General features: G+C 55.3%; 18 protein-coding genes and 1 pseudogene. 17 read left to right on the top strand and 2 right to left on the bottom strand.

All coding sequences use genetic code 11. The features are described 5' to 3' along the window. Nucleotides 1-7 precede the first annotated feature (7 nt). From DOQ08_RS12300 to DOQ08_RS12280, 5 genes are all read left to right on the top strand, one after another. The gene (locus DOQ08_RS12300) at nucleotides 8-469 is read left to right on the top strand and encodes a chemotaxis protein CheW (RefSeq protein ID WP_114335242.1); all 462 of its coding nucleotides are present in this window, start codon (nucleotides 8-10) and stop codon (nucleotides 467-469) included. Between the two features lie 72 nt (nucleotides 470-541). Next, nucleotides 542-1,033, top strand: coding sequence for a Fur family transcriptional regulator (locus DOQ08_RS12295; protein ID WP_114335241.1), 492 nt, complete (start codon nucleotides 542-544; stop codon nucleotides 1,031-1,033). Beyond that, nucleotides 1,026-1,799, top strand: a complete 774-nt coding sequence (gene znuC, locus DOQ08_RS12290) for a zinc ABC transporter ATP-binding protein ZnuC (protein ID WP_114335240.1) — start codon at nucleotides 1,026-1,028, stop codon at nucleotides 1,797-1,799. The genes DOQ08_RS12295 and znuC overlap by 8 nt, the downstream gene beginning before the upstream one ends. Continuing rightward, nucleotides 1,786-2,598: a zinc ABC transporter permease subunit ZnuB gene (znuB, locus tag DOQ08_RS12285; protein ID WP_114335239.1), complete on the top strand. Its 813-nt coding sequence runs from the start codon at nucleotides 1,786-1,788 to the stop codon at nucleotides 2,596-2,598. Before znuC ends, znuB begins: the two co-directional genes overlap by 14 nt. An 81-nt stretch (nucleotides 2,599-2,679) precedes the next feature. Then, nucleotides 2,680-3,684, top strand: coding sequence for a PAS domain-containing protein (locus DOQ08_RS12280; RefSeq protein ID WP_114335238.1), 1,005 nt, complete (start codon nucleotides 2,680-2,682; stop codon nucleotides 3,682-3,684). Nucleotides 3,685-3,688: 4 nt separating this feature from the next. Here the strand turns inward: DOQ08_RS12280 and DOQ08_RS12275 are convergent, their stop codons facing one another. Further along, complete coding sequence (locus tag DOQ08_RS12275) at nucleotides 3,689-4,771, bottom strand: patatin-like phospholipase family protein (RefSeq protein WP_114335237.1); 1,083 nt, start codon at nucleotides 4,769-4,771, stop codon at nucleotides 3,689-3,691. 214 nt (nucleotides 4,772-4,985) lie between these two features. Here DOQ08_RS12275 and DOQ08_RS12270 point away from each other — a divergent pair, with 214 nt between their 5' ends. Continuing rightward, the gene (locus DOQ08_RS12270; RefSeq protein WP_227537651.1) at nucleotides 4,986-6,068 is read left to right on the top strand and encodes a GGDEF domain-containing protein; all 1,083 of its coding nucleotides are present in this window, start codon (nucleotides 4,986-4,988) and stop codon (nucleotides 6,066-6,068) included. Here DOQ08_RS12270 and DOQ08_RS12265 read toward each other — a convergent pair. Continuing rightward, nucleotides 6,065-6,952, bottom strand: a complete 888-nt coding sequence (locus tag DOQ08_RS12265; RefSeq protein WP_227537648.1) for an alpha/beta fold hydrolase — start codon at nucleotides 6,950-6,952, stop codon at nucleotides 6,065-6,067. The genes DOQ08_RS12270 and DOQ08_RS12265 overlap by 4 nt on opposite strands. A gap of 217 nt (nucleotides 6,953-7,169) precedes the next feature. Here DOQ08_RS12265 and folE point away from each other — a divergent pair, with 217 nt between their 5' ends. From folE to DOQ08_RS12210, 11 genes and pseudogenes are all read left to right on the top strand, one after another. Then, nucleotides 7,170-7,742: a GTP cyclohydrolase I FolE gene (gene folE / locus DOQ08_RS12260; protein ID WP_114335236.1), complete on the top strand. Its 573-nt coding sequence runs from the start codon at nucleotides 7,170-7,172 to the stop codon at nucleotides 7,740-7,742. Between the two features lie 174 nt (nucleotides 7,743-7,916). Then, nucleotides 7,917-8,735 (top strand): annotated as a pseudogene (locus tag DOQ08_RS12255) (SDR family oxidoreductase); the annotation flags it as partial. A gap of 143 nt (nucleotides 8,736-8,878) precedes the next feature. Next, nucleotides 8,879-9,595, top strand: coding sequence for an enoyl-CoA hydratase/isomerase family protein (locus DOQ08_RS12250; RefSeq protein ID WP_114335234.1), 717 nt, complete (start codon nucleotides 8,879-8,881; stop codon nucleotides 9,593-9,595). Between the two features lie 31 nt (nucleotides 9,596-9,626). Next, on the top strand, nucleotides 9,627-10,049 hold the full coding sequence (locus DOQ08_RS12245; protein ID WP_114335233.1) for a CoA-binding protein: 423 nt from the start codon (nucleotides 9,627-9,629) through the stop codon (nucleotides 10,047-10,049). Nucleotides 10,050-10,199: 150 nt separating this feature from the next. Next, entirely contained in the window at nucleotides 10,200-11,369 is a 1,170-nt protein-coding gene (locus DOQ08_RS12240) for an HD-GYP domain-containing protein (protein ID WP_264756363.1), read from the top strand. Nucleotides 11,370-11,436: 67 nt separating this feature from the next. Beyond that, nucleotides 11,437-13,704, top strand: coding sequence for a bifunctional diguanylate cyclase/phosphodiesterase (locus DOQ08_RS12235; RefSeq protein ID WP_227537646.1), 2,268 nt, complete (start codon nucleotides 11,437-11,439; stop codon nucleotides 13,702-13,704). Nucleotides 13,705-13,759: 55 nt separating this feature from the next. After that, nucleotides 13,760-14,080: a hypothetical protein gene (locus tag DOQ08_RS12230; protein ID WP_114335231.1), complete on the top strand. Its 321-nt coding sequence runs from the start codon at nucleotides 13,760-13,762 to the stop codon at nucleotides 14,078-14,080. Nucleotides 14,081-14,310: 230 nt separating this feature from the next. After that, a complete protein-coding gene (locus DOQ08_RS12225; RefSeq protein ID WP_114335230.1) occupies nucleotides 14,311-14,742 on the top strand; it encodes a MerR family transcriptional regulator in 432 nt (143 codons plus the stop codon). A 3-nt stretch (nucleotides 14,743-14,745) separates the two neighbouring features. Further along, nucleotides 14,746-17,337: a heavy metal translocating P-type ATPase gene (locus DOQ08_RS12220; protein WP_114335229.1), complete on the top strand. Its 2,592-nt coding sequence runs from the start codon at nucleotides 14,746-14,748 to the stop codon at nucleotides 17,335-17,337. A gap of 123 nt (nucleotides 17,338-17,460) precedes the next feature. Further along, nucleotides 17,461-17,910 carry a DUF411 domain-containing protein gene (locus tag DOQ08_RS12215; protein WP_114335228.1) on the top strand — a complete coding sequence of 150 codons (450 nt, stop codon included), beginning with the start codon at nucleotides 17,461-17,463 and terminating at the stop codon, nucleotides 17,908-17,910. Between the two features lie 141 nt (nucleotides 17,911-18,051). Continuing rightward, the gene (locus tag DOQ08_RS12210) at nucleotides 18,052-20,031 is read left to right on the top strand and encodes a ribonuclease R family protein (protein WP_114335227.1); all 1,980 of its coding nucleotides are present in this window, start codon (nucleotides 18,052-18,054) and stop codon (nucleotides 20,029-20,031) included. Nucleotides 20,032-20,080 lie beyond the last annotated feature (49 nt).

Here is a 20,080-nt window from a genome sequence, read left to right as displayed (position 1 = left end):
ACACGCTATGAAAGAAAACAGCCAATCCCTATCCTGCGTAATCGTGCCGGTCAGCGACCGGCAATTGCTGCTTCCGAACGTATCCATCGCGGAAGTTGTTGATCTGAACAACACCAAAACGGATCGGGGCACACCCGATTGGCTGGTCGGTTTCATCGACTGGCGCGGCCTCAGCCTGCCGGTGATCTCCTACGATGCCGCCAATGGTAAAGAGCTGGTCGTACCCGGCGGCAACCGGGGCCGAATTATCGTGATCAACACCATCGGCCCCAACCATAGCCAGCTGCCATTCATGGCGTTGGTAACTCAGGGCATTCCCAGTCAAACCCGCCTGACCGAACCCGAAATCAAGAAAGTGGACGCACAGCCCGGGCCCGCCGACCTGATGCAAGTTGAAGTTGACGGCGAAGCCGCCTGGATTCCGAACCTTGAATATCTGGAATCACTGGCGGTAAACGCAAAACCCTGACGTTACGGCGAGCCCCCATAGCGAGCCGCCCTGCAAATGTTATAATGTTGCAAATTTTGCAGGAGCCACCCCATGTCAGAGCGCGCGCTTCCGTACCGCCCTCACAATCATCAAACCTGCGTCAGCCAAGCTCTGACTGACGCACAAGAGATTTGTCGCCAGCAGAATGCCCGTCTGACCCCCATTCGGGAACGGGTTCTCGAGTTGATCTGGCAATCCCATAAGCCTCTGGGCGCTTACGACATTCTGGCCCAGCTCGGGGCTGAAGGGCACAAGGCCGCCCCACCCACCGTGTACCGGGCGCTGGACTTCCTGCTGCAATACGGCCTGATACATCGCATCTCGTCTTTGAATGCCTTTATCGGTTGTGCCCATGCCGGAGAGCATCATCGCAGCACCTTTCTGATCTGCCGTGAGTGCGGCATTGTGCTGGAGTTGGCCGTGGACACTGTGACCAAAGCAATTGAGGCTGCCGCCAAAGCCGAAGCTTTCCAGGTCGAAGACATCACACTGGAAATTTCCGGTTTGTGCCCAAGCTGCCAGGGAAACACCGGCCATGCCTGAACACTTGGTACAGCTGAATCAGTTAACGGTGCGCTTTGATGAACGGGTCGTGGTCGATCAGGTTAATCTTGCGGTTGGCCGTGGCGATATCATTACCATCATCGGCCCCAACGGCGCAGGGAAAACCACCCTGATCAAAACCATTCTGGGTATCCAGAAAGCCACCAGTGGCCAAGTATCCCTGGCACCGGATCTGGTCATCGGATACGTTCCCCAACACCTCTCCCTCGAGGCGACTCTGCCTTTAAGCGTTAAACGTTTCATGTTGCTAAGTGGGCGCCCACTAACTGCCTGTGAAGCAGCATTGCGGCGCACCGGAGTGGGGCATTTGCTCAATGCCTCGGTACATCATCTGTCCGGCGGTGAAAAACAACGTTTGCTGCTGGCACGCGCCCTTGCCCGTCAACCCGATTTATTGGTGCTCGATGAGCCGGCTCAAGGGGTCGATATCAACGGTCAGGCCGCTTTGTACGAACTCATCCGAGAACTCAGAGACGAACTGCACTGCGGCGTGATTATGATCTCCCACGATCTTCATCTGGTGATGGCCGCCACCGACCAGGTTATCTGCCTGAACCAGCACATTTGCTGCAGCGGACACCCGGCGGATATTTCCCATGATCCGGCTTTCATCGAAACCTTTGGTCACCAGGTAGCTGAATCACTGGCGGTTTACCACCACCGGCACAATCACAGCCACGACCTGCACGGCGACGTCGTCACGGAAAACGAACCTCACGGAGCCTGCAACCATGAACATCATTGATCTGATTCTGGGTGACTTTTTCTGGCGGGCATTGCTTGGAGGGCTTGGGGTCGCTCTGGTAGCCGGTCCTCTCGGCTGCTTTGTGGTGTGGCGGCGTTTGGCCTACTTCGGGGATACTCTGGCCCACTCGGCCCTGCTGGGCATCGCGTTAAGCTTTCTAATCAGCATTCCGCTCAATCTTGGCGTGATCATCACCTGCCTGCTCATTGCACTGGCTTTGGTGCTGCTCTCCCGAACCCGAGCTCTGGCCACCGATACCTTGCTGGGTATTCTGGCCCACAGCGCGCTGGCCATCGGCCTGGTAACACTCAGTTTTATGCCGGATATCCGCGTTGATCTTACCGGGTTGCTGTTCGGCGACCTACTTGCAATGAGTCGCCAGGACCTGCTCTGGATATACGGCGGTGCCGCCGTGGTGCTCGCGCTGTTGGCACTGCTGTGGCGACAGTTGTTGATGAGTACCATCCACGAGGAGCTCGCGCGCGTGGAAGGCATCCCGGTAGAGCGGCTTCGACTGGCGTTGATGTTAATGTTCGCTCTGGTTATTGCGGTGGCGATGAAAATCGTAGGCGTGCTGTTGATTACCGCTTTGCTGATCATTCCCGCGGCCACAGCAAGGCGCTTGGCAAAAACACCGGAACACATGCTGGGCCTGGCAATTGTTTTCGGATTTATCGCGGTTTCAGGCGGCCTGACCTTGTCGTGGCACTTGGACACACCGGCAGGCCCATCGGTTGTGGTCACGGCCTTTCTGACGTTTTTGCTGGTCTACGGCGGCGCTCGTAACAGCAGTTATTAAGTCTCTCTCGCTTTTCCGATGGTGCAGACTGGTCTATTGTGGATTGGCTGACCAACGGAAAGCCTGAGGGAGGGTCCTGGCATGGGCAGCAGCCTGGACAGCACGACACTATTTTCGAGAATCCGCGGGGCTCTTTGGTCTGGCTTATGGGTGCCCGTGGTTATTCTGCTGGTTGGAACTACGCTCAGTGTATCCGTCGCCACACGCGTTGCATCCCAAGCCGAAACCCTAGCCTATCAACATTATCAGCAACAGCACCGAACACTGGTTCTCATGGTGCTCGATCAGTTATACCGGCACGGGAACGATGTATCCCTGTTAAAGGTGCCACTGGCGAAAGCCATGCCACAACACCTGCGCCTACGCATTGACACCCTGGACCGACACACCAAAAGACCGCTACTGGAGCTTGGCTCCATCCACACGCCCATGAACCGCCATGCTCTGCGTAGTGAACTGAATGTCGATGGCAATCGATCAATGGTTACCACACTGCCCGACGCCCAACTGCTCACCGCGCCCGCTAAACGTTCCCGCTGGCTGATCCTTATAAGCGGTATAGCATTGTCCTTGCTGGCCTTTTTTCTGTCGCTCTACTTGTGCTGGCGCAATCACCAGCAACGCAAGCTAGCAAGGCGGCAACAAAAAGAGCTGAAGATCCAAAACCAGAAAATCGCCAACCTGAACGTTGAAAAACTCGTTCTAAGACAAGCACTCAACGACAGCGAGAGTCGGTCACGGGATTTAATCAATCTGTCGGGCAACCTGATTGCTGAGCTGGACGAACAGGGCCAAATTTCCTACATCTCGGCCCTCGCGGCCGACATATTCAAGCAAGCACCGTCCGATTTGGACCAAACTCCCTTCCAGCAGCTGGTCGCGCAGGCCGACCAGCAGCGTTTTACGGAATGTCTGGAAGCTGCCCGCACTGACCAGGACATGACTCAGGCCGATCTCGCCCTAGTGGGTGAGCATGCTGAGCAATCCATTCCGGTTACCCTGCGATTGATAGCCTTAACCGACCCGGTAAGAGGTATCGCCGGGTTTCGGCTTAGCGCACAGATCAAATCCCCAGACGTGGATTAGTGTTTCACAGGGGCTGAACCTGCTCCAAAAGCCGCCCTGTCGCGAGCAGCTCCAAAAACTCGTCCCCGAGGCGGTCGCTCTCGGCAATGGCCCGGCGCCAAGACTTCTCCCGCCCGGCATCGTCCCCCAGGTAGGTTTCGAAATCCTTCCGATCCGGCAGTTTGCGGTCCGGCAAGGCGTCCAAATAGTCTCGGGACGGTGATAACAAAAGCACATCTTGCAGGCGAGTGGCGTCGCCCTTGCGCCACGGCAATGTCTTGTCAAACCATCCCGGTACCACTCGATCGGTAAAGTGCGGGTAAAGCACAATCCCGGGCTGCTCATATGGCAGATCAAGGTGGTAATCCAGCAGCCCGCCGTCACGGTAGACCCCGGCCGGGGCTCCCGGAATGTTGTGCACCGCCGACATCACCATCGGGATAGATGCCGAGGCCAGCAAGGCTGATAGCAAATTATCAGGGGTCAGAGCCACTTCATGGCGTGGGAACTCGGCGTGGGTGGATATCGGTGTTTTTTGCCGGGCATCGTGTACAAAGCCCCGCTCCATGAATCGGCTCAGGTGGCGACGGCTGAGCATATTGGCACTGATAGCGCTCATCAGCCCCATACCCAAGCGGCCTTTCGAATCATGCTGCAGCAACCCAAGGCTCCGCACTACCACGACACTCAGCCGGTACACCGGATGGGCCAACAGGTAATCTTCCCGACCACCAAGCAGCTCTTGCAAGAACGCGACACTTTTGCGACTGACTTCCTCGGCACTAACGCCTTTGCTGAAACGCTGCTGGGTGTATAGCTCCGCCAACTTGCTCAATTGGGCGCGAGGGTTGTCAGAGGAAGCCACAGCAGCAAAACGCCAACTCCCTATCGATGAACCAATCAGCGCAATTTCCTGCTCGGCACCGGCCAGCCACTCTCCGAATATGGCCTTGTCCAGACCGCTGATGCCCAGCGCTTTCGGGCCTCCGGCAGCGCCTGGAACCACATGTACATCTGACACTTCCAGTGGTTTCTGTCGCAGCCGTTCCAAGGCGCGGCGGCCAGCTCGGATCGTGAGTGCCGGGGCACGGGTATGAACTGCAGTCATTCGATATCCTCTCGTTAGCTGGCAGGAGTTTAACGAAGGCTCAAGGGTACAGCCAACTGAACAAAATTCATGGCACCCATTGGTATTGTGCATAAATCGTCAATATTGACGTTAAAAACAATCCAATTTCGACTTCTAAGCGAAAACTACCGTGCTAGACTCTAATCAACAAAGGCACAGGGTGCGTGCCGTAGATGATCAGCCGGAGCTGAGTGTGAACCTTCTGTCCTCGCCAGAAACCATGCAGTCTAACCCCAACCTCGCGGTGCTGGGGTTCAGGCGGCAATTGGTTTACCACTTGCACTTCTGGGCTTTTATCGCCGTCGTTCCACTGATTCTCATTCAGTGGCAGCATGGCAATCACTTACTCGCCGGGCTTTTAGCCTTATTCTGTGCCAATGCAGTGCTCGTTATCGGCTGTTTGCGGCTGACCGGCCGGTATTTTCTGAAGGGCTGGCTATTCCCGATTCTGGCCGTGGTTTCCGCCGCCTATTCCACCGCCATCAACGGGCACGCAGGCCTGTACTGGGCCTATCCGGCCGCCATCGCTTTGTTCTTCCTGCTCCCTCTGAAAGAAGCGGGTGTTTGCAACATTCTGTTTGTCACGGTCATGTCGGTAACCTCGTTCCTGAAGTTTTCAGAAGCCGATTTCTGGCGCATCACCTTCTCCCTTGGTTTGAGCTGTGTGTTTGCCATGGTGTTTGCCTGGCTGGTCGGACGCATGCAACAAGAACTGACAAAGCTGGCCACCACCGATCCGCTCACCGGCTGCCTGAACCGCTCTCAGCTTGCCGATATCCTCAACAGCCAGATCCAGATGCGCGAACGCTACGAACGAGTTTCAAGCCTGGTAATATTGGACTTGGACTACTTCAAGGTTATCAATGACCAATGGGGTCATCTGGCGGGTGACAAAGTTCTGAAAGAGCTCGCTCTACGCATTCGGAAACGGCTGCGGGAGAACGATCAACTGTTCCGTATCGGCGGTGAAGAATTCATGATCGTGCTGCCGGAAACCCGCCAAAAGGATGCCGACACTCTGGCTCACCAATTATTAAGTAGCATCAGTGCCACACCCTTTCTGGAAGGTATCCGGGTAACCGCCAGCGCCGGCGTGGCCGAAGTTTGCCAAGGTGAAACCTGGTCGACCTGGCTCAACCGGGCCGATCAGGCGCTGTATACCGCCAAACATCAGGGCCGCAACCAGATTGTAAACGCACCTAAACCCGACTCGGTGGTGGCCTCGGTCGAGGAAGAGCCCTTGCCTCCGATCAGCAAAGGCGGCGAGGTGGCTTAACCCTGCTCCGGCGGTGTTAAAAGGTTCGTTCTGAAATCTCGGTAAGCCGAAAACACGTCCCAAGGCTTCTCAAAATGCGGGTAATGCCCCACACGCCTGAGACTGACCACATCTGCCGAGGGCACCAGCTCACGGTAGCGCCTGACCATGGCGGCACCCGATACCGGGTCTGCCATACCTGAAATGAGCCGCATCGGTTGATTCGCCTGCTGCAGCGCACCCACCCACCGATTGCGATGGCAACGGCGCTCTTCCATAAACTGGATAAGCTCGTGCAGAATGCCGCGGCCGTTGTTGTAATTCAGCAAATGCCAGAAATCCAGCAGATCGTCACCGTCTGGCTGATTGTCTGCACCAAACAGTCGCCGAAAACTTCGCTCAAAAGTGGCTTTGGTAAGCCCCCGACTGATAAACCCGCCCAACGGACTCTTCAGCACTTTCTGTATGAATAAAGGAGAGTGCACTTCGGGAAAGAGGCCGCCATTCAACAAACATACGCTGCTGATCCGAAACCCCAAGGCGCCTTCCTGATCTCTCGCCAACAGTTCCTGCACCACAGAAGTGCCGTAGTCGTGTGCCATCAGGTGCACTTCCGGCAACCCGAGCCCTTCCAACCAGCCCTGAACCAAATCCGCTTGGTCTTCAATGCTGTAACGGTAAGATTGCGGCTTATCGGAAAATCCGAAACCCAGCATATCCAACGCCAATACCTGATAGTGCCGGGTCAACATCGGCCAGAGCCGACTCCAGTCCCAACTGGCCGAAGGGAAACCATGCAGCAGCACTAACGCTTCGCCCTGGCCTGCCATGCGGCTAAAAACGGCATGGCCACCATAGCTGAACCACTTTCCCGTTTGTTGCCAAGCCTCTAACGTGGCAGCCATTTCACACGTTCCTGCCATTGACCCCGACATAAACTGACCCATGATTTGCCCTTACACCCCCTGTGAACAAACAACTTTAGTGCAAAGCTCCATCACTGGCCACCTCGCCCCGGCATCCTTGCCCTCGCTCAGAACCACCGAACAGCCTAAATCATGGAGGTGAAGCGCGATTTGCCTTAAGCTTCACACTTTGACAGGCACACTATCGGGAACCACTATGTCTCTACCTCTTGATGATCTTACCGGCCATTACCACGCGATTCTGGAAGGCTTGGGAGAAAACCCCAGCCGCGAAGGCCTGATGGACACCCCAGCCCGTGCTGCAAAAGCCATGCAGTTTTTAACGCGTGGCTATCAACAGGACCTGCAGAGCCTGGTGAATAATGCAGTGTTCGAGTCAGCTATGGATGAAATGGTGGTGGTCCAGGACATCGAGCTTTACAGCATGTGTGAACACCATATGCTTCCGTTCATCGGCAAATGCCACATCGCTTATTTGCCGCAAGGTAAGGTGCTGGGGCTCTCCAAGTTTGCGCGTATCGTAGATATGTACGCCCGCCGCCTGCAAATCCAGGAAAACCTGACACGGCAAATTGCCGAAGCCGTTGAAAGCGTAACCGGCGCGAAGGGTGTCGGGGTGGTGATCGAAGCACAACATATGTGCATGATGATGCGCGGTGTTGAAAAGCAGAATAGCCGCATGAAAACCTCGATGATGCTGGGCCAATTCCGCAAATCCCAAGCAACCCGCAGCGAGTTCCTGACGCTGATTTCGAGCAACCGCGGATGAATTTGGCACATTACCCTACTTAGATTGGCGTTTTTGGCTGCTGGAAAACGGTTAAGGTTGCGACAGGATAGGCGAGTACCGGCTAACAGCAGCCTTCGGTCGTCGTTTGCGAATCCAGCAGCCTGATCGGATGAGCGCTGCTCCGGTGTTAGCCTTCACTGTTCAGGAGCTGTCATGAGTTCACTAAAAAATAAGACCATCATCATCACTGGCGCCAGTCGCGGAATAGGCCGGGAAGTCGCATTGGCCTGCGCGGCCGAAGGCGCCAACATTGTTATCGCGGCCAAATCTGACCAGCCCCACCCGACACTGAAAGGCACCATTCATTCTGTTGCCAAAGAAGTCGAGGAAGCAGGCGGCCAAGGCCTGGCCATCAAGGTAGATGTCCGAAGCGAAGAAGACGTCGACAACCTGATCGCCAAAACGGTTGAAACCTTCGGCGGCATTGATGGCATTATCAACAACGCGGGTGCCATCGCCCTATCCGGCGTTGAATCCACGCCGCTGAAAAAGCTCGACCTGATGATGCAGATTAACTTCCGTGCGGTGTTTCTGCTCAGCCAAAAGGCACTGCCGCATCTGAAGAAGTCTGAAAACGGGCACATTCTGAGCTTTTCTCCACCACTGGATCTCGACCGCAGCTGGATTCGCAACCACGCGCCCTACACCTTGACCAAATACGGCATGTCGATGTTGACCCTGGGCATGTCCGATGAATTCAAGCGCTACGGTATTGCGGTCAACGCTCTGTGGCCACGCACCGTTATTCGTACCGATGCCATTGCGTTTGCCGGTAAGGAAACCATGGAGCGGGCCCGTACACCCAAAATCATGGCCGATGCGGCTCTGGCCGTGTTGAAAACACAGGGTCGCGAGGTGACCGGTCAGTTGCTCATCGACGAGGATTTTCTACGCACCCAAGGCGTTGAAGAGTTCGAGCATTACCGGGCCAATCCGGAGTTCACCAAAAAGGATTTGATGCAGGATCTCTTTGTGCAAGCCCCCGATGCTTACGTGAAAGGCCCAGTGCCGCCGCTAGCCGGCTGGCCTGACGACGAGTAAAACAACCCACCACATCGTCACGCGCACGAAGGGTGCCGTGATGATGTGGTTACGCCTGTTTGAGACACAGTTACATGCCACCACTCAGCCTTCGCCGTAAGGATCGCGTCGCGATCCTTTCCATGGACAATGGAAGCAACACCAACAATCTCGCCTTCGCACAGCAGCTTTTGGCCCTGCTAAACCAAGTCGTTGATGACAAAACCTACAAAGCACTGATACTGACCTCAAGCGACGAGAAAAACTGGAGTCAGGGCATTGATGTCAGCTGGTTACTGGGCAGCATCCAGAAGGGCAACAGGGACGACGTAAAAGCTTTCTTGTCCACCATGGATGAGATTTACCGCGTCATGTTGCAGTACCCCATGCCGATTATTGCCGCCATCAATGGCCATACCTTTGGCAACGGGGTTGTGATTGCCGCCGCCTGCGACTTCCGGTTTATGCGCAGCAACCGGGGCTACGTGTGCTTCCCGGAGGTCGACATGAACATTCCGTTCCTGCCTGCCCTGATCGACGTAGTTCTCAAAGCCATGCCACAACACACCTTCAACGATATGGTTCTGACCGGGCGGCGCGTGACCGCAGAGGAACTCGCTGGCGCCAGGTTTATAGACCGAACCTTCGATTCAGTTGATGCTTTGAACGATGCCGCGTTAGAGTTTGCAAGAAGCTTCAAAAAAGGTCGCGCCATTTTTGCCGAGCACAAAAGGCGTTTGCATAAACCGGTGCTCGACGCTCTGGCGGACAAAAACCCGCCGGTCATTGAGGCGCTGGACATTCTTTTGTAACCACGCCATCGCAATTTCAAGGAGAACACTTGTGCCCATTGAGAACGATCAAGGCCTTCGAGATATTCTAACCAGCGTTCGCACCATTGCCCTGGTAGGTGCCAGTGAGAAAACCAGCCGGCCATCCCACGAAGTAATGGAGTACCTGCAACGCCAAGGCTACCGGATTATCCCGGTTAACCCGCGGCTTGCGGGCAAACAGGTTCTTGGTGAAATCGTTTACGCAGATCTTTCCTCAATTCCGGAACCTGTCGATATGGCAGAACTCTTTCTAGCCCCGGAGCGCACCGATGCGGTGATCGACCAAGCGATAGCCGAAAACATTCCGGTACTCTGGCTGCAAATCGGTGTCATCAATGAAGCCGGAGCGGAAAGGGCCGAGCAAGCCGGCTTAAAAGTAGTTATGGATCGCTGCCCGAAACGGGAAATTCCAAGGCTCAACATTGCCAGCTAAACCACCGTACTCTATTCTGATAAGAATTCAGGAAATGTGAGCTGGTCTATGTCGTTCAAAGATCACCCAGGGAATGGGCAAGTGCCCCCAACCGCAGCCGGGCGCGCAGGCGCTCGGACAGAGACGTTCTTACACAGGGCCCGCATTCCTGTGGATTTGTTACAACTGGGCATGCGTGTTGTGCAGCTGGACCGCCCCTGGAATGATGTTCCGGTGTTGTTTCAGGGCTTCACCTTGTCCACCCCCGAAGAAGCCAAGGTTTTACGCCAGTATTGTTCGTGGGTTGTTGTGGAAGATGAAGAAACCAAGCTGGCACCCGTTCTAAGCAAAATCCCCCAGCTTCGCCAGAAGACCACTGAACCCATGCCGGAAACCCGCACTCTGGAACAAGAGTTCCCGCGTGCGAAAGAAACCTGGAGCCGAACCCAGGATTTTGTCGACAAAATCACCGTAGACATTATTGAGAACAACACTCTGGAGCTTGGCCAAGCCCGCACTCTCATCAAATCCTGTGTTGAAAGTGTCAAAGCCAACGCCAGTGCCATGCTCTGGATGGGGCGGATCAAAAACCGGGACGCTTACACCGCTGAGCACTGCCTGAGGGTGGCCGTTTACGCCATCGCGTTCGCGCGATTCCTGGGCATGCCGGATGAAGACATCGAAACTGCCGGCATGTGCGGGCTGCTACACGACTTAGGCAAGCTTAAGGTGCCCAGCGCCATCCTGAACAAACCCGGCCCGCTGACACCTGATGAATACGTCATCATGCAGTCACATACCACGCACGGCTTCAACTTACTCAAGCAAGATGAAAGTCTGGAGCCCATCATTCGGGATGTGACCCTGCACCATCACGAACGAGTGGATGGCCATGGCTACCCGACACACCTGCCAGAATCCCAGATCAGCCGTTTTGCCCGGCTAATATCCATCGTCGATACCTACGATGCCATTACCAGCGACCGCTGTTACCGGGACGGACGCTCTCCCGCCGAAGCTCTCAAAATTCTCTACCAGAACCGCGGCCAACAGTTTGACGCCGATTTTGTGGAGGCGTTCATCCGGATGATCGGCATCTACCCTCCTGGCACACTGGTCGAATTGAATACCGGTGAAGTGGCTTGGGTGGTCAGCACGCACCCCGGGCGAAAGCTCAAACCTAAAGTTGAAATCGTACTGGATAAAAACAGGCACAGAATGACACCATATATTCTTGACCTTAGCTTGCAGACAACAGAAGATGGAGAAGTTCGTGAAATTCGTACTCCACTGCCCGACGGTGCATACGGAATAACTATAAACGAGCGAATTCACAACTAGCGACTCACGATAGAAAGGACTCTGCCGTTACCCCTAGTAATACGCCAAGGTAAACCCGGAGCAGAGCGTGACCCCAGCACAGCGCACCATGCCGTTTGTAACGCGCGTCCTAAAAAGCCCTGTCTTCGCGGCTGTTATTTTTTTAGCGTTTTTTGCCTTAGCTTGGGCGCTTCGAGCTGGCCTTATCCAAAAAGACACCCATCAGATTCAAGCCAATCTGGCCAACGAAGCCCATGCCCTGGCTAACAATCTGGAGCGCGAGTTTTCGATACAGGCAGGCGCCTTGGGCCGAATGGCCGCGCGCATGAACAACAACGTTTACCCGTCAAAATCCGTTTGGCAAGCCGACGCCCACACCTACCTCAACGACTTTGGCATTTATCAAGCCATCGAGTGGATTGATAAAGATTTCATTATTCGATGGCTGGAACCCGTTACCGAGAATCAAACGGTTATCGGTTACAACGTAGCCTTTAACGAACAGCGACGCCGGGCTCTGGAACGCTCGGCTGAAACCGGTCAGCCGGACATCTCAGGTATTATCGACCTCCGCCAAGGTCCTAAAGGTATTGTGACCTACCACCCCGTCGGTCAAGGCTCGGAGAATAATGGTTTTATAGCCGGTGTTTTCAAAATGCAGGTACTGGCAAAACAACTGTTAACGGCACGCGTTATCGACCAGTTTCAGGTTGAAATACTGCAACGCGGTGAACCCAGCTACGCCCTGAACACCTCAAGTGATATCAGTGCCGTATTTCGCGAATCCGTGCCGGTTAACCTGCCCTCGCTGGATTGGCATCTTGCCCTGAGCCCCACCAAGGACTGGGTCGAGAATCAACGCAGCCAATGGCCAAGCATCACCTTTGTCAGCGTCATCCTGATGGGAGTTTTGGCCAGTCTGACCACGCTGTTGGGGCAGATGATCTTCAAGCGTACAAACTCACTGCTCAGAACGCGGCTGGAATTGGAGCGTCAGGTCGATGAACGGGTCGCGGTGCAGGTTGATCTGGAACGCTTGGCGTCCACAGATACCTTAACCGGCCTGGCCAACCGTCGTTTCTTCATGGAAGACCTGTCGCACACGTTAAATATTGCTGATCGCCAAATGCGCCAGGTTGCTTTGGTGATGATCGATCTTGACCGCTTTCAGGTTCTCAACGACACCCTGGGCCACCAATTCGGTGACGAGCTGTTGATCAAGGTTTCGGAACGGCTGAATTGCCTCAGTAGCGAAACCATTCTTGTGGCCTACTCAGGTGGTGACGAGTTTATGATTTGCCAACAACAGATGGACGACATTGACGATGTCATCCATCTGATTGGCGAGATCAAACAGTGCTTTGCCGAACCTTTCGAAGCCATGGGGCAAGTTCACCAGATCACCGCCACCATGGGCGTTTCCGTATATCCCCAAAGCGGCCAGGATGCCGACACTCTGCTTCGCAATGCGGATATTGCTCTTTACCGGGCCAAGGATCAGGGCCGCAATACCTATCAGTTCTATACCGAAGGTATGCAAGAGAAAGAGATGATGCGGTTGGAGCTCGACAAGGATCTCAGCGAGGCCTTGGCGAACGATGAATTTGTTTTGTATTACCAACCTCAGTTGAATCTCGACACGGGTGAGATCAATAACGTGGAAGCCCTCATTCGTTGGCAGCACCCGACTCGCGGCTTGTTGTCGCCGGTCGAGTTTATTCCGTTGGCGGAAGAGAGTGGGCGCATTACCGAGATTGGCCGATGGGTGGTATTGGCCGCTTGCCGTCAATTGGCTCGCTGGAAAGGCACTGCGTGCGGGCATTTGCGAATTGCGGTGAATTTATCCGGTCGGGAACTGGAAGATGCCACTTTGGTGGACCACGTGCGGGATGCTCTGACCACTGAAAATATTGCTCCGCACATGCTTGAGCTTGAGTTGACTGAAGAGATTTTCATTCAGAACATTGCTCAGAATCGTAGTCAGTTGTCACAGCTGCATCAATTGGGCACGCGTCTGGCGATTGATGATTTCGGCGTGGGTTATTCATCCTTGGGTTATCTACGAGATTTCCCGGTTGACCAGCTGAAGATTGACCGGTCGTTCATTACCAATGTGACGGAGCGTCATGACGATGCGGTGATTACCCGTGCGGTGATTAATCTGGCCCATAACCTGGGTATTCAGGTGGTGGCCGAGGGTGTGGAAACGGAAGATCAGCTGCATTTTCTACAGGCTCACCGGTGCAATTTGGCACAGGGGTATTTAATCAGCCGCCCGATTCCCGGTGCAGAATTGGAGAAGGCGATCCGTGAGGGTGCCTTGTTTACCGGCCAGCCGGCCACTTCCGAATTGTAATTAACGCACCGGCACTGCAAACTTTGTGGTCTGTTTTTCTTTGGGTGTGATGCATATGTCTGCCAGGTATTTGTCTTCGGAGCAGGACGCGAAGCTTCGTCGCTGGGAGCGCTGGAACCGCAATTATTTCGTGTTTGCGTTTTTTGCGTTGATTCTGGTGCTGGTGTTCAGCAGTCAGCTGGGGATTTCGTCGGGTGATGACTGGGGCGGCCTTGGGGTGCTTCTGGTGTTGCTGGTGATTCCGATCATTGTGTTGCAGTTGCGGTTGGCTTGTCCGGCTTGCGGCACGAAGATTGGCTGGCAGGCCAAGTTGATGGCGCCGGATCAATGTAAGTCTTGTGGTGTTTTTCTGCGTTCTAAAAACTCTTCTTCCTGAAACCTTTGACCTGTGAGTGGGTCATAGGTTTTAAGATTCTGCTATAAGTTTGGGAGATCGCCGTCTCGGTGTGGGTGGCGCTTCCGAAAACCGCTGCCAGTACATCCCTGTAAGCTTGTCTCCGCCATCCTTGGCTCCGAACATTTTCGGAAGCGCCACCCACACCAAGACTCCGCAACCTCTGACGGGGCTTCCCTTCTGCCCATGGACTGACTGGGGGATTTTACGTTATGAAAGTCAAAGAACTCGCCACCGCTGCCGATGTCACCCCGGATACCGTTCGGTTTTATACCCGGGAAGGCTTGCTGCGGCCCAGTCGTAATCCGGACAACAATTATCAGTACTACGATGCCGAGGATCTTCGGCGATTGCGGTTTGCCCGGAAGGCTCGGCAGCTGGGTTTTTCGTTGCCGGAGATTCGGCAGATTTTGGGGCAGGCAGACGAACATCATTCGCCATGCCCGATGGTTCGCGATGTGTTTGAGCAGCGGTTGGCGGAGGTGGAACGAGAGATTGCGGAGTTGCAGCAGTTACGCACCCGGATGGTGTCGGCGTTGTCGGCCTGGCAGGAGATGCCGGATGGTACACCGGACGGGCATACGATTTGTCGGTTGATTGAGCATTGGGACGATCCAGCTACTTGTTCAGATAAGGAGCATTGAGTCATGAGCGAAGCATCTGGTTTGAATACCGCTCTGAGTATTTCCGGAGCCTCGTGTCAGGGTTGCGTGAAGAAAATTCGCAACGCTCTGGAGCCGTTAACCGGAGATGCCGATCTGGTTGAGGTCGATTTAGAGGCACAAACGGTTGCCCTGCCCGAGAATGTGGATAAAGCCGAGGCCGCGAAGATTGTGTCGGATACCGGCTATCCGGCAGAGCCGGTTGTGGCTGAGGAGCCCTCGTCGAGCTGTTGCGCGTCGAAGAAGAGCGATGCCCCCGAAGGCACTGAAGGTCAGTCAGAGCCGGCAAAACCGAAAGAAGGCGCTCAGGCGAAACCGGCCGAGGCTTCCGGCGAAGATCAGGTGCATTTAGCAGTATCCGGCGCTACTTGTGCTTCCTGTGTGAATACTATCGAGAAGGCGCTGTTGTCGGTGCCCGGTGTCACTCATGCGCACATGAATCTGGCGGACAACACCGCCACCGCCACGGGTGCTGCGGATTCTGCCCGGTTGATTCAGGCCATTGAGAGCGCGGGCTACGGCGCCAGTAAGATTGAAGACGAAGACGCGGCCGACGATCGCAAGCAAGAAGAAGACAAAAAACAGTACAAAGCCCTGTTGGTCAAAATGGCCATCAGTTTGGGGCTGGGTATTGCGTTAATGATTTGGGGCATGGGTTTTGGTTCGATGATGGTGTCGAGCGATAACCAGATCACTTGGCTCAATCTCGGCATCCTGACCTTAGGCGTGATGATTGCGACCGGTGGTCATTTTTATATTGGCGCCTGGAAGGCGTTCAAGCATCACAACGCCAATATGGATACCTTGATTGCGTTGGGCACTGGCACGGCGTGGCTGTATTCCATTGTGGTGGTGAGCATTCCGGAGGCGCTGCCGGAGATGGCGCGGCATGTGTATTTTGAAGCGTCGGCGATGATCATCGGTTTGATCAATCTCGGACAGGCTTTGGAGCTGCGCGCCAAAGGCAAAACCTCGGAAGCGGTGCGGCGGCTATTGGATCTTCGGGCAAAAACCGCCCGGGTGATTCGGGACGGCGACGAGCAGGACATTCCGGTAGAAGACGTTCAGAAAGGCGATCGTATTCGCGTTCGCCCCGGGGAAAAACTGCCTGTCGATGGCGTGATTGTTGAAGGCTCTACCCGCATTGACGAAAGCATGCTCACCGGTGAACCCATGCCCGCCAGCAAAGTCGAAGGCGATGAGGTGTCCGCCGGCACCCTGAACACCCACGGTTCCATTGTTTATGAAGCCACACGGGTGGGTAGCGAAACCGCACTGGCGCAAATCATCAAACTGGTGAAGAAGGCGCAAGGTTCAAAACCGGCTATAGGTCGATTGGCAGATAAGATCTCTTCCGTGTTCGTACCCTCGGTGATGCTGATTGCCGTTGTCTCGGCATTAGTCTGGTACAACGTTGGGCCAGAGCCGGCGGTGGTGCACATGATGGTGGCCGCAACCACGGTACTGATTATCGCCTGCCCTTGTGCGTTGGGCCTGGCAACCCCTATGTCGGTGATGGTGGGCGTTGGTAAAGCCGCGGAATACGGCGTGCTGATTCGCCAAGGCGATGCCCTGCAAACCGCCGGTAAGATTGACCTGGTGATTCTGGATAAAACCGGCACGATCACCGAGGGTCATCCGGCGGTGACCCGGGTTCATGCGCTTGATGGCGATGACAATAAACTACTGGCGTTGGCCGCCGGATTGGAGCAGCACTCTGAGCACCCCTTGGCAGAAGCCATTGTGGCGAAGGCAAAGGAAGAAAACATCACTCCCGACAAGGTATCCGGGTTCGAGGCTCTGAACGGCAAAGGGGTGATTGGGCAAGCCAATGGCCAATCCCTGCGTTTGGGTAACCGGCGCTGGCTGGAAGCCGAAGGTTTATCCGTTAATAGCCTGTCTGATGCCGCGAAAGGCATTACCGATGAGGCCGGTACGCCGCTGTATCTGGCGCTTGGCAATAGCGTTCTCGGTGTGATCGGGGTTGCCGATGCCATCAAACCCGACTCCAAAGCGGCCATTGAGCGCCTGCATGACTCCGGCATTAAAGTCATGATGGTGACCGGTGATATCGAGGCCACAGCCCGGGCGATCTCTGACGCAGCTGGAATCGATGATTTCCGCGCAGAGGTGCTGCCGGAAGACAAAGCCGACGTGGTGAACGAGATGCGCAAACAAGGCTATACCGTAGCCATGGTTGGTGACGGCATTAACGATGCACCGGCTCTGGCCGCTTCCGATGTCGGCTTTGCCATCGGCACCGGCACCGACGTGGCCATCGAAAGCGCGTCCATCACGCTAATGCGCGGTTCCTTGCACGGCGTGCCCGATGCCATCGAGATTTCTCAGGCCACGGTTAAGAATATTCGGCAGAACCTGTTTGGCGCCTTTATTTACAACACCTTGGGCATCCCCGTGGCGGCTGGTCTGTTGTACCCCCTGTGGGGCATTCTGATGAGCCCGATTCTGGCCGGCGCGGCCATGTCGTTGTCGTCAGTGACCGTGGTGACTAACGCCAACCGCCTGCGGTTATTCAAAACCAGTCAGAAACCCGTTCAGCACAAGGAGCCGAACTAATGACAACTTTCCTGGTCAATATCAGCGGTCTTGCGCTCATGGCCGCCATTGTGTGGTGGTTCTGGCTTTCCGGTTCAGACAAAAATTCCACAGATAACCAACATCATCACTGAGGTAACCACCATGAAAAAACACACTCTGGCCTTCGGCCTGATGGCTGCTCTGGGATTCTCAACCACCGCCCTTGCCGGCGGCGCGGCCCCGAGTATTCACGTGTACAAATCGCCGACCTGCGGCTGCTGTGGCGACTGGATAGACCATCTCGAAGAAAACGGTTTTGACGTGACGGCCACCAACAGCAACGACATGGGCAGAATCAAAGCCGAAGCCGGCCTGGTTCCCGGACTGGGTAGCTGCCACACAGCGACCGTGAACGGTTATGTTATTGAAGGTCACGTACCGGCTGATGACATCAAACGCTTGCTCAGCGAAGCACCCAAGGCCACCGGATTGAGTGTTCCGGGCATGCCGGCAGGCTCTCCGGGCATGGAGATGGGTGATCGAAAAGACCACTACAAAGTGATTCTATTCAACGACCAAGGCCAAACCCGGGTCTTTGCCGAACACAACTGATCGAACCGAAACTGCGGTTGAGGCTTCTAGGCCTCAACCGGACTTGTCTTAGACAAAAAGCCCCGCCGACAAATCTGACTCACACTGGCAGAACCGTTATACTTCGCTGCATCATCCATTTTAAGCCCAGGTTACTTCTTCATGCTCAATGCCGACGCTCTCAATCAGTTGCGCCAGCTGAAAACCGATATCAAAGAAAACAAGGTGGTCTTCCCCGGAACCGTTAAGTCCACCAACGGGCGTTTTGGGTTCGTTGCCCTCGATGAAGGCCGGGACGTGTTCCTGCCACCCGAGGAGATGCAGAAAGTATTACCCGGCGACCGGGTAAACATCACAGAGCAGGAAGCCGATAAAGGCAAAACCCAGGGCGTCATCGACGAGCTTCTTGAAACCAGCCTGAACACTTTTGTGGGCCGTTATTTGGTCAAAGGCAAAGGCCATTTTGTGGCACCGGAAACCCCGGGCATCAACCGCTGGATTTTCATTCCGCCGAAAGAACGCATGGGCGCTGAGCCTGATGATTTCGTGTATTGTCAGATTCACCGCCACCCGATCAAGGATGGCAAAGGCCAAGCCAGAATCTTGCGCATTATCGGCAAAGCCGGCGAGCCCGGCATTGAGCGTGCCTTTACCCTGGCCAACTTCGACCTGGCCGACGCTTGGCCGGAGCCCGTTCAGCAACAAGCCGACAGCCTGACCGAAGAAAGCATCGCCGCTGTCGCAGACAGCCGCGAAGACCGCACCGAGCAGCCGTATGTGACCATAGATAGCCCGGGCACCCAGGACATGGACGATGCCCTGAAGGCAACGCCAAACGCCACCGGCTGGACTCTGTCGATCGCCATCGCCGATCCCTCGGCGTTGATCGAACCCAACAGCCCGGCCGAGCAGGAAGCCTTCAATCGAGCCACCGCAATTTATTTCCCCGGTGAGCCCTTGCCCATGCTGCCAGACAGCATCAGCACCCGCTTGTGCTCGCTGATGCCCGATGTTCCGCGCCTGGCTCTGGTGTGTGATCTGCAAGTGAACAACGATGGCAGCCTTGGTGATTACAGCTTCCACCAAGCGGTCATCCGCTCTAAAGGCAAGCTGAGTTACGAGCTGGTCGCCCACCTGATCGAAGGCCGGGAAGACGATGAAATCAACGCGTTGCCAGACGACGTCAGCAACAGCTTGGATCAACTGCATCAAGTAGCCACAGCCCTTCGCAAGTGGCGCTCTGAACACGCACTGTTGAGCAGTGACCGCCCGGAATTCCGCCTGCGTCTGGATGAAAACCGCCGCATCCGCCTGATTGAGCCTTCTGTTCAGAACGAAGCACACCGTTTGGTGGAAGAGTGCATGGTCGCAGCTAACCGCTGTGCCGCAGACTTCCTGAGCCAGCAAAGCCACGGCCTGTTCATTCAGCATCCGGGCCTGCGCGACGATCGCGCCGACAACATCCGTAAACTGCTGGAAGGCTATGCCCCGCACTTGGCGGACATCGACGTCAGTAGCGCAGACGGTTTCAAATCGTTGATGAAACAATGCGAGCAACTGGATGCCGAAGTACCGGTGAAGTCCATCTTGTCACGTCAATTGGCCCGCGCCGAGCTCAGCGCCGAACCTGCGCCGCATCAAGGTATGGGGCTGGCTGCGTACACCACGTTCACCTCGCCGCTGCGTAAGTTCTCGGACTATTACGTGCACAGGCTGATCAAAGCCGCCCTTTGGGGTGCGCCCATCACGGCACTGAACAAAGACCAGCTGGAAACGCTGCAAGCGACTCAGTTCCGAGCGCGCCAAGCCGCCAACTCACTGGAAACCTGGCTAAAGGCCGACTTTGCCAAGACGCTTTCGGATGAACCGATGGAAGGCACGATCAGCCGCACGGTACCAGCTGGTTTCTTTGTGCGTTTGGACTGTAACGGTTTGGAAGGCTTCGTCAGCTGCAGGGATTTGGACGGCAAGTTTGGTTTCGATCCGATTACGATGCGACTGGTGCACAATAAGAACGGTCGTATTTTCCAGATCGATCAGCGGGTCACCGTCAGCTTTGCGGGTGTGGACGATGAACGGAGGCAGGTCAACTTCAAGCTGAAGAGTGCTGTCGAAGTGCCAGTCGCCAAACCCTCTACATGACCACAATCAGGACACACTTACGAGCCGTTACATAAATATATATTTCTAC

Source organism: Marinobacter litoralis (assembly GCF_003336705.1).
GTDB classification, from domain to species: domain Bacteria; phylum Pseudomonadota; class Gammaproteobacteria; order Pseudomonadales; family Oleiphilaceae; genus Marinobacter; species Marinobacter litoralis.
Note: the sequence above shows the minus strand (reverse complement) of the source record. Positions and strands in the feature narration are given on the sequence as shown.

Coding starts and splice junctions, on each gene's coding strand:
- DOQ08_RS12300 (WP_114335242.1), top strand. CDS start 8: ATGAAAGAAAACAGCCAATCCCTATCCTGCGTAATCGTGCCGGTCAGC.
- DOQ08_RS12295 (WP_114335241.1), top strand. CDS start 542: ATGTCAGAGCGCGCGCTTCCGTACCGCCCTCACAATCATCAAACCTGC.
- znuC (WP_114335240.1), top strand. CDS start 1,026: ATGCCTGAACACTTGGTACAGCTGAATCAGTTAACGGTGCGCTTTGAT.
- znuB (WP_114335239.1), top strand. CDS start 1,786: ATGAACATCATTGATCTGATTCTGGGTGACTTTTTCTGGCGGGCATTG.
- DOQ08_RS12280 (WP_114335238.1), top strand. CDS start 2,680: ATGGGCAGCAGCCTGGACAGCACGACACTATTTTCGAGAATCCGCGGG.
- DOQ08_RS12275 (WP_114335237.1), bottom strand. CDS start 4,771: ATGACTGCAGTTCATACCCGTGCCCCGGCACTCACGATCCGAGCTGGC.
- DOQ08_RS12265 (WP_227537648.1), bottom strand. CDS start 6,952: ATGGCTGCCACGTTAGAGGCTTGGCAACAAACGGGAAAGTGGTTCAGC.
- folE (WP_114335236.1), top strand. CDS start 7,170: ATGTCTCTACCTCTTGATGATCTTACCGGCCATTACCACGCGATTCTG.
- DOQ08_RS12250 (WP_114335234.1), top strand. CDS start 8,879: ATGCCACCACTCAGCCTTCGCCGTAAGGATCGCGTCGCGATCCTTTCC.
- DOQ08_RS12230 (WP_114335231.1), top strand. CDS start 13,760: ATGTCTGCCAGGTATTTGTCTTCGGAGCAGGACGCGAAGCTTCGTCGC.
- DOQ08_RS12225 (WP_114335230.1), top strand. CDS start 14,311: ATGAAAGTCAAAGAACTCGCCACCGCTGCCGATGTCACCCCGGATACC.
- DOQ08_RS12220 (WP_114335229.1), top strand. CDS start 14,746: ATGAGCGAAGCATCTGGTTTGAATACCGCTCTGAGTATTTCCGGAGCC.
- DOQ08_RS12215 (WP_114335228.1), top strand. CDS start 17,461: ATGAAAAAACACACTCTGGCCTTCGGCCTGATGGCTGCTCTGGGATTC.
- DOQ08_RS12210 (WP_114335227.1), top strand. CDS start 18,052: ATGCTCAATGCCGACGCTCTCAATCAGTTGCGCCAGCTGAAAACCGAT.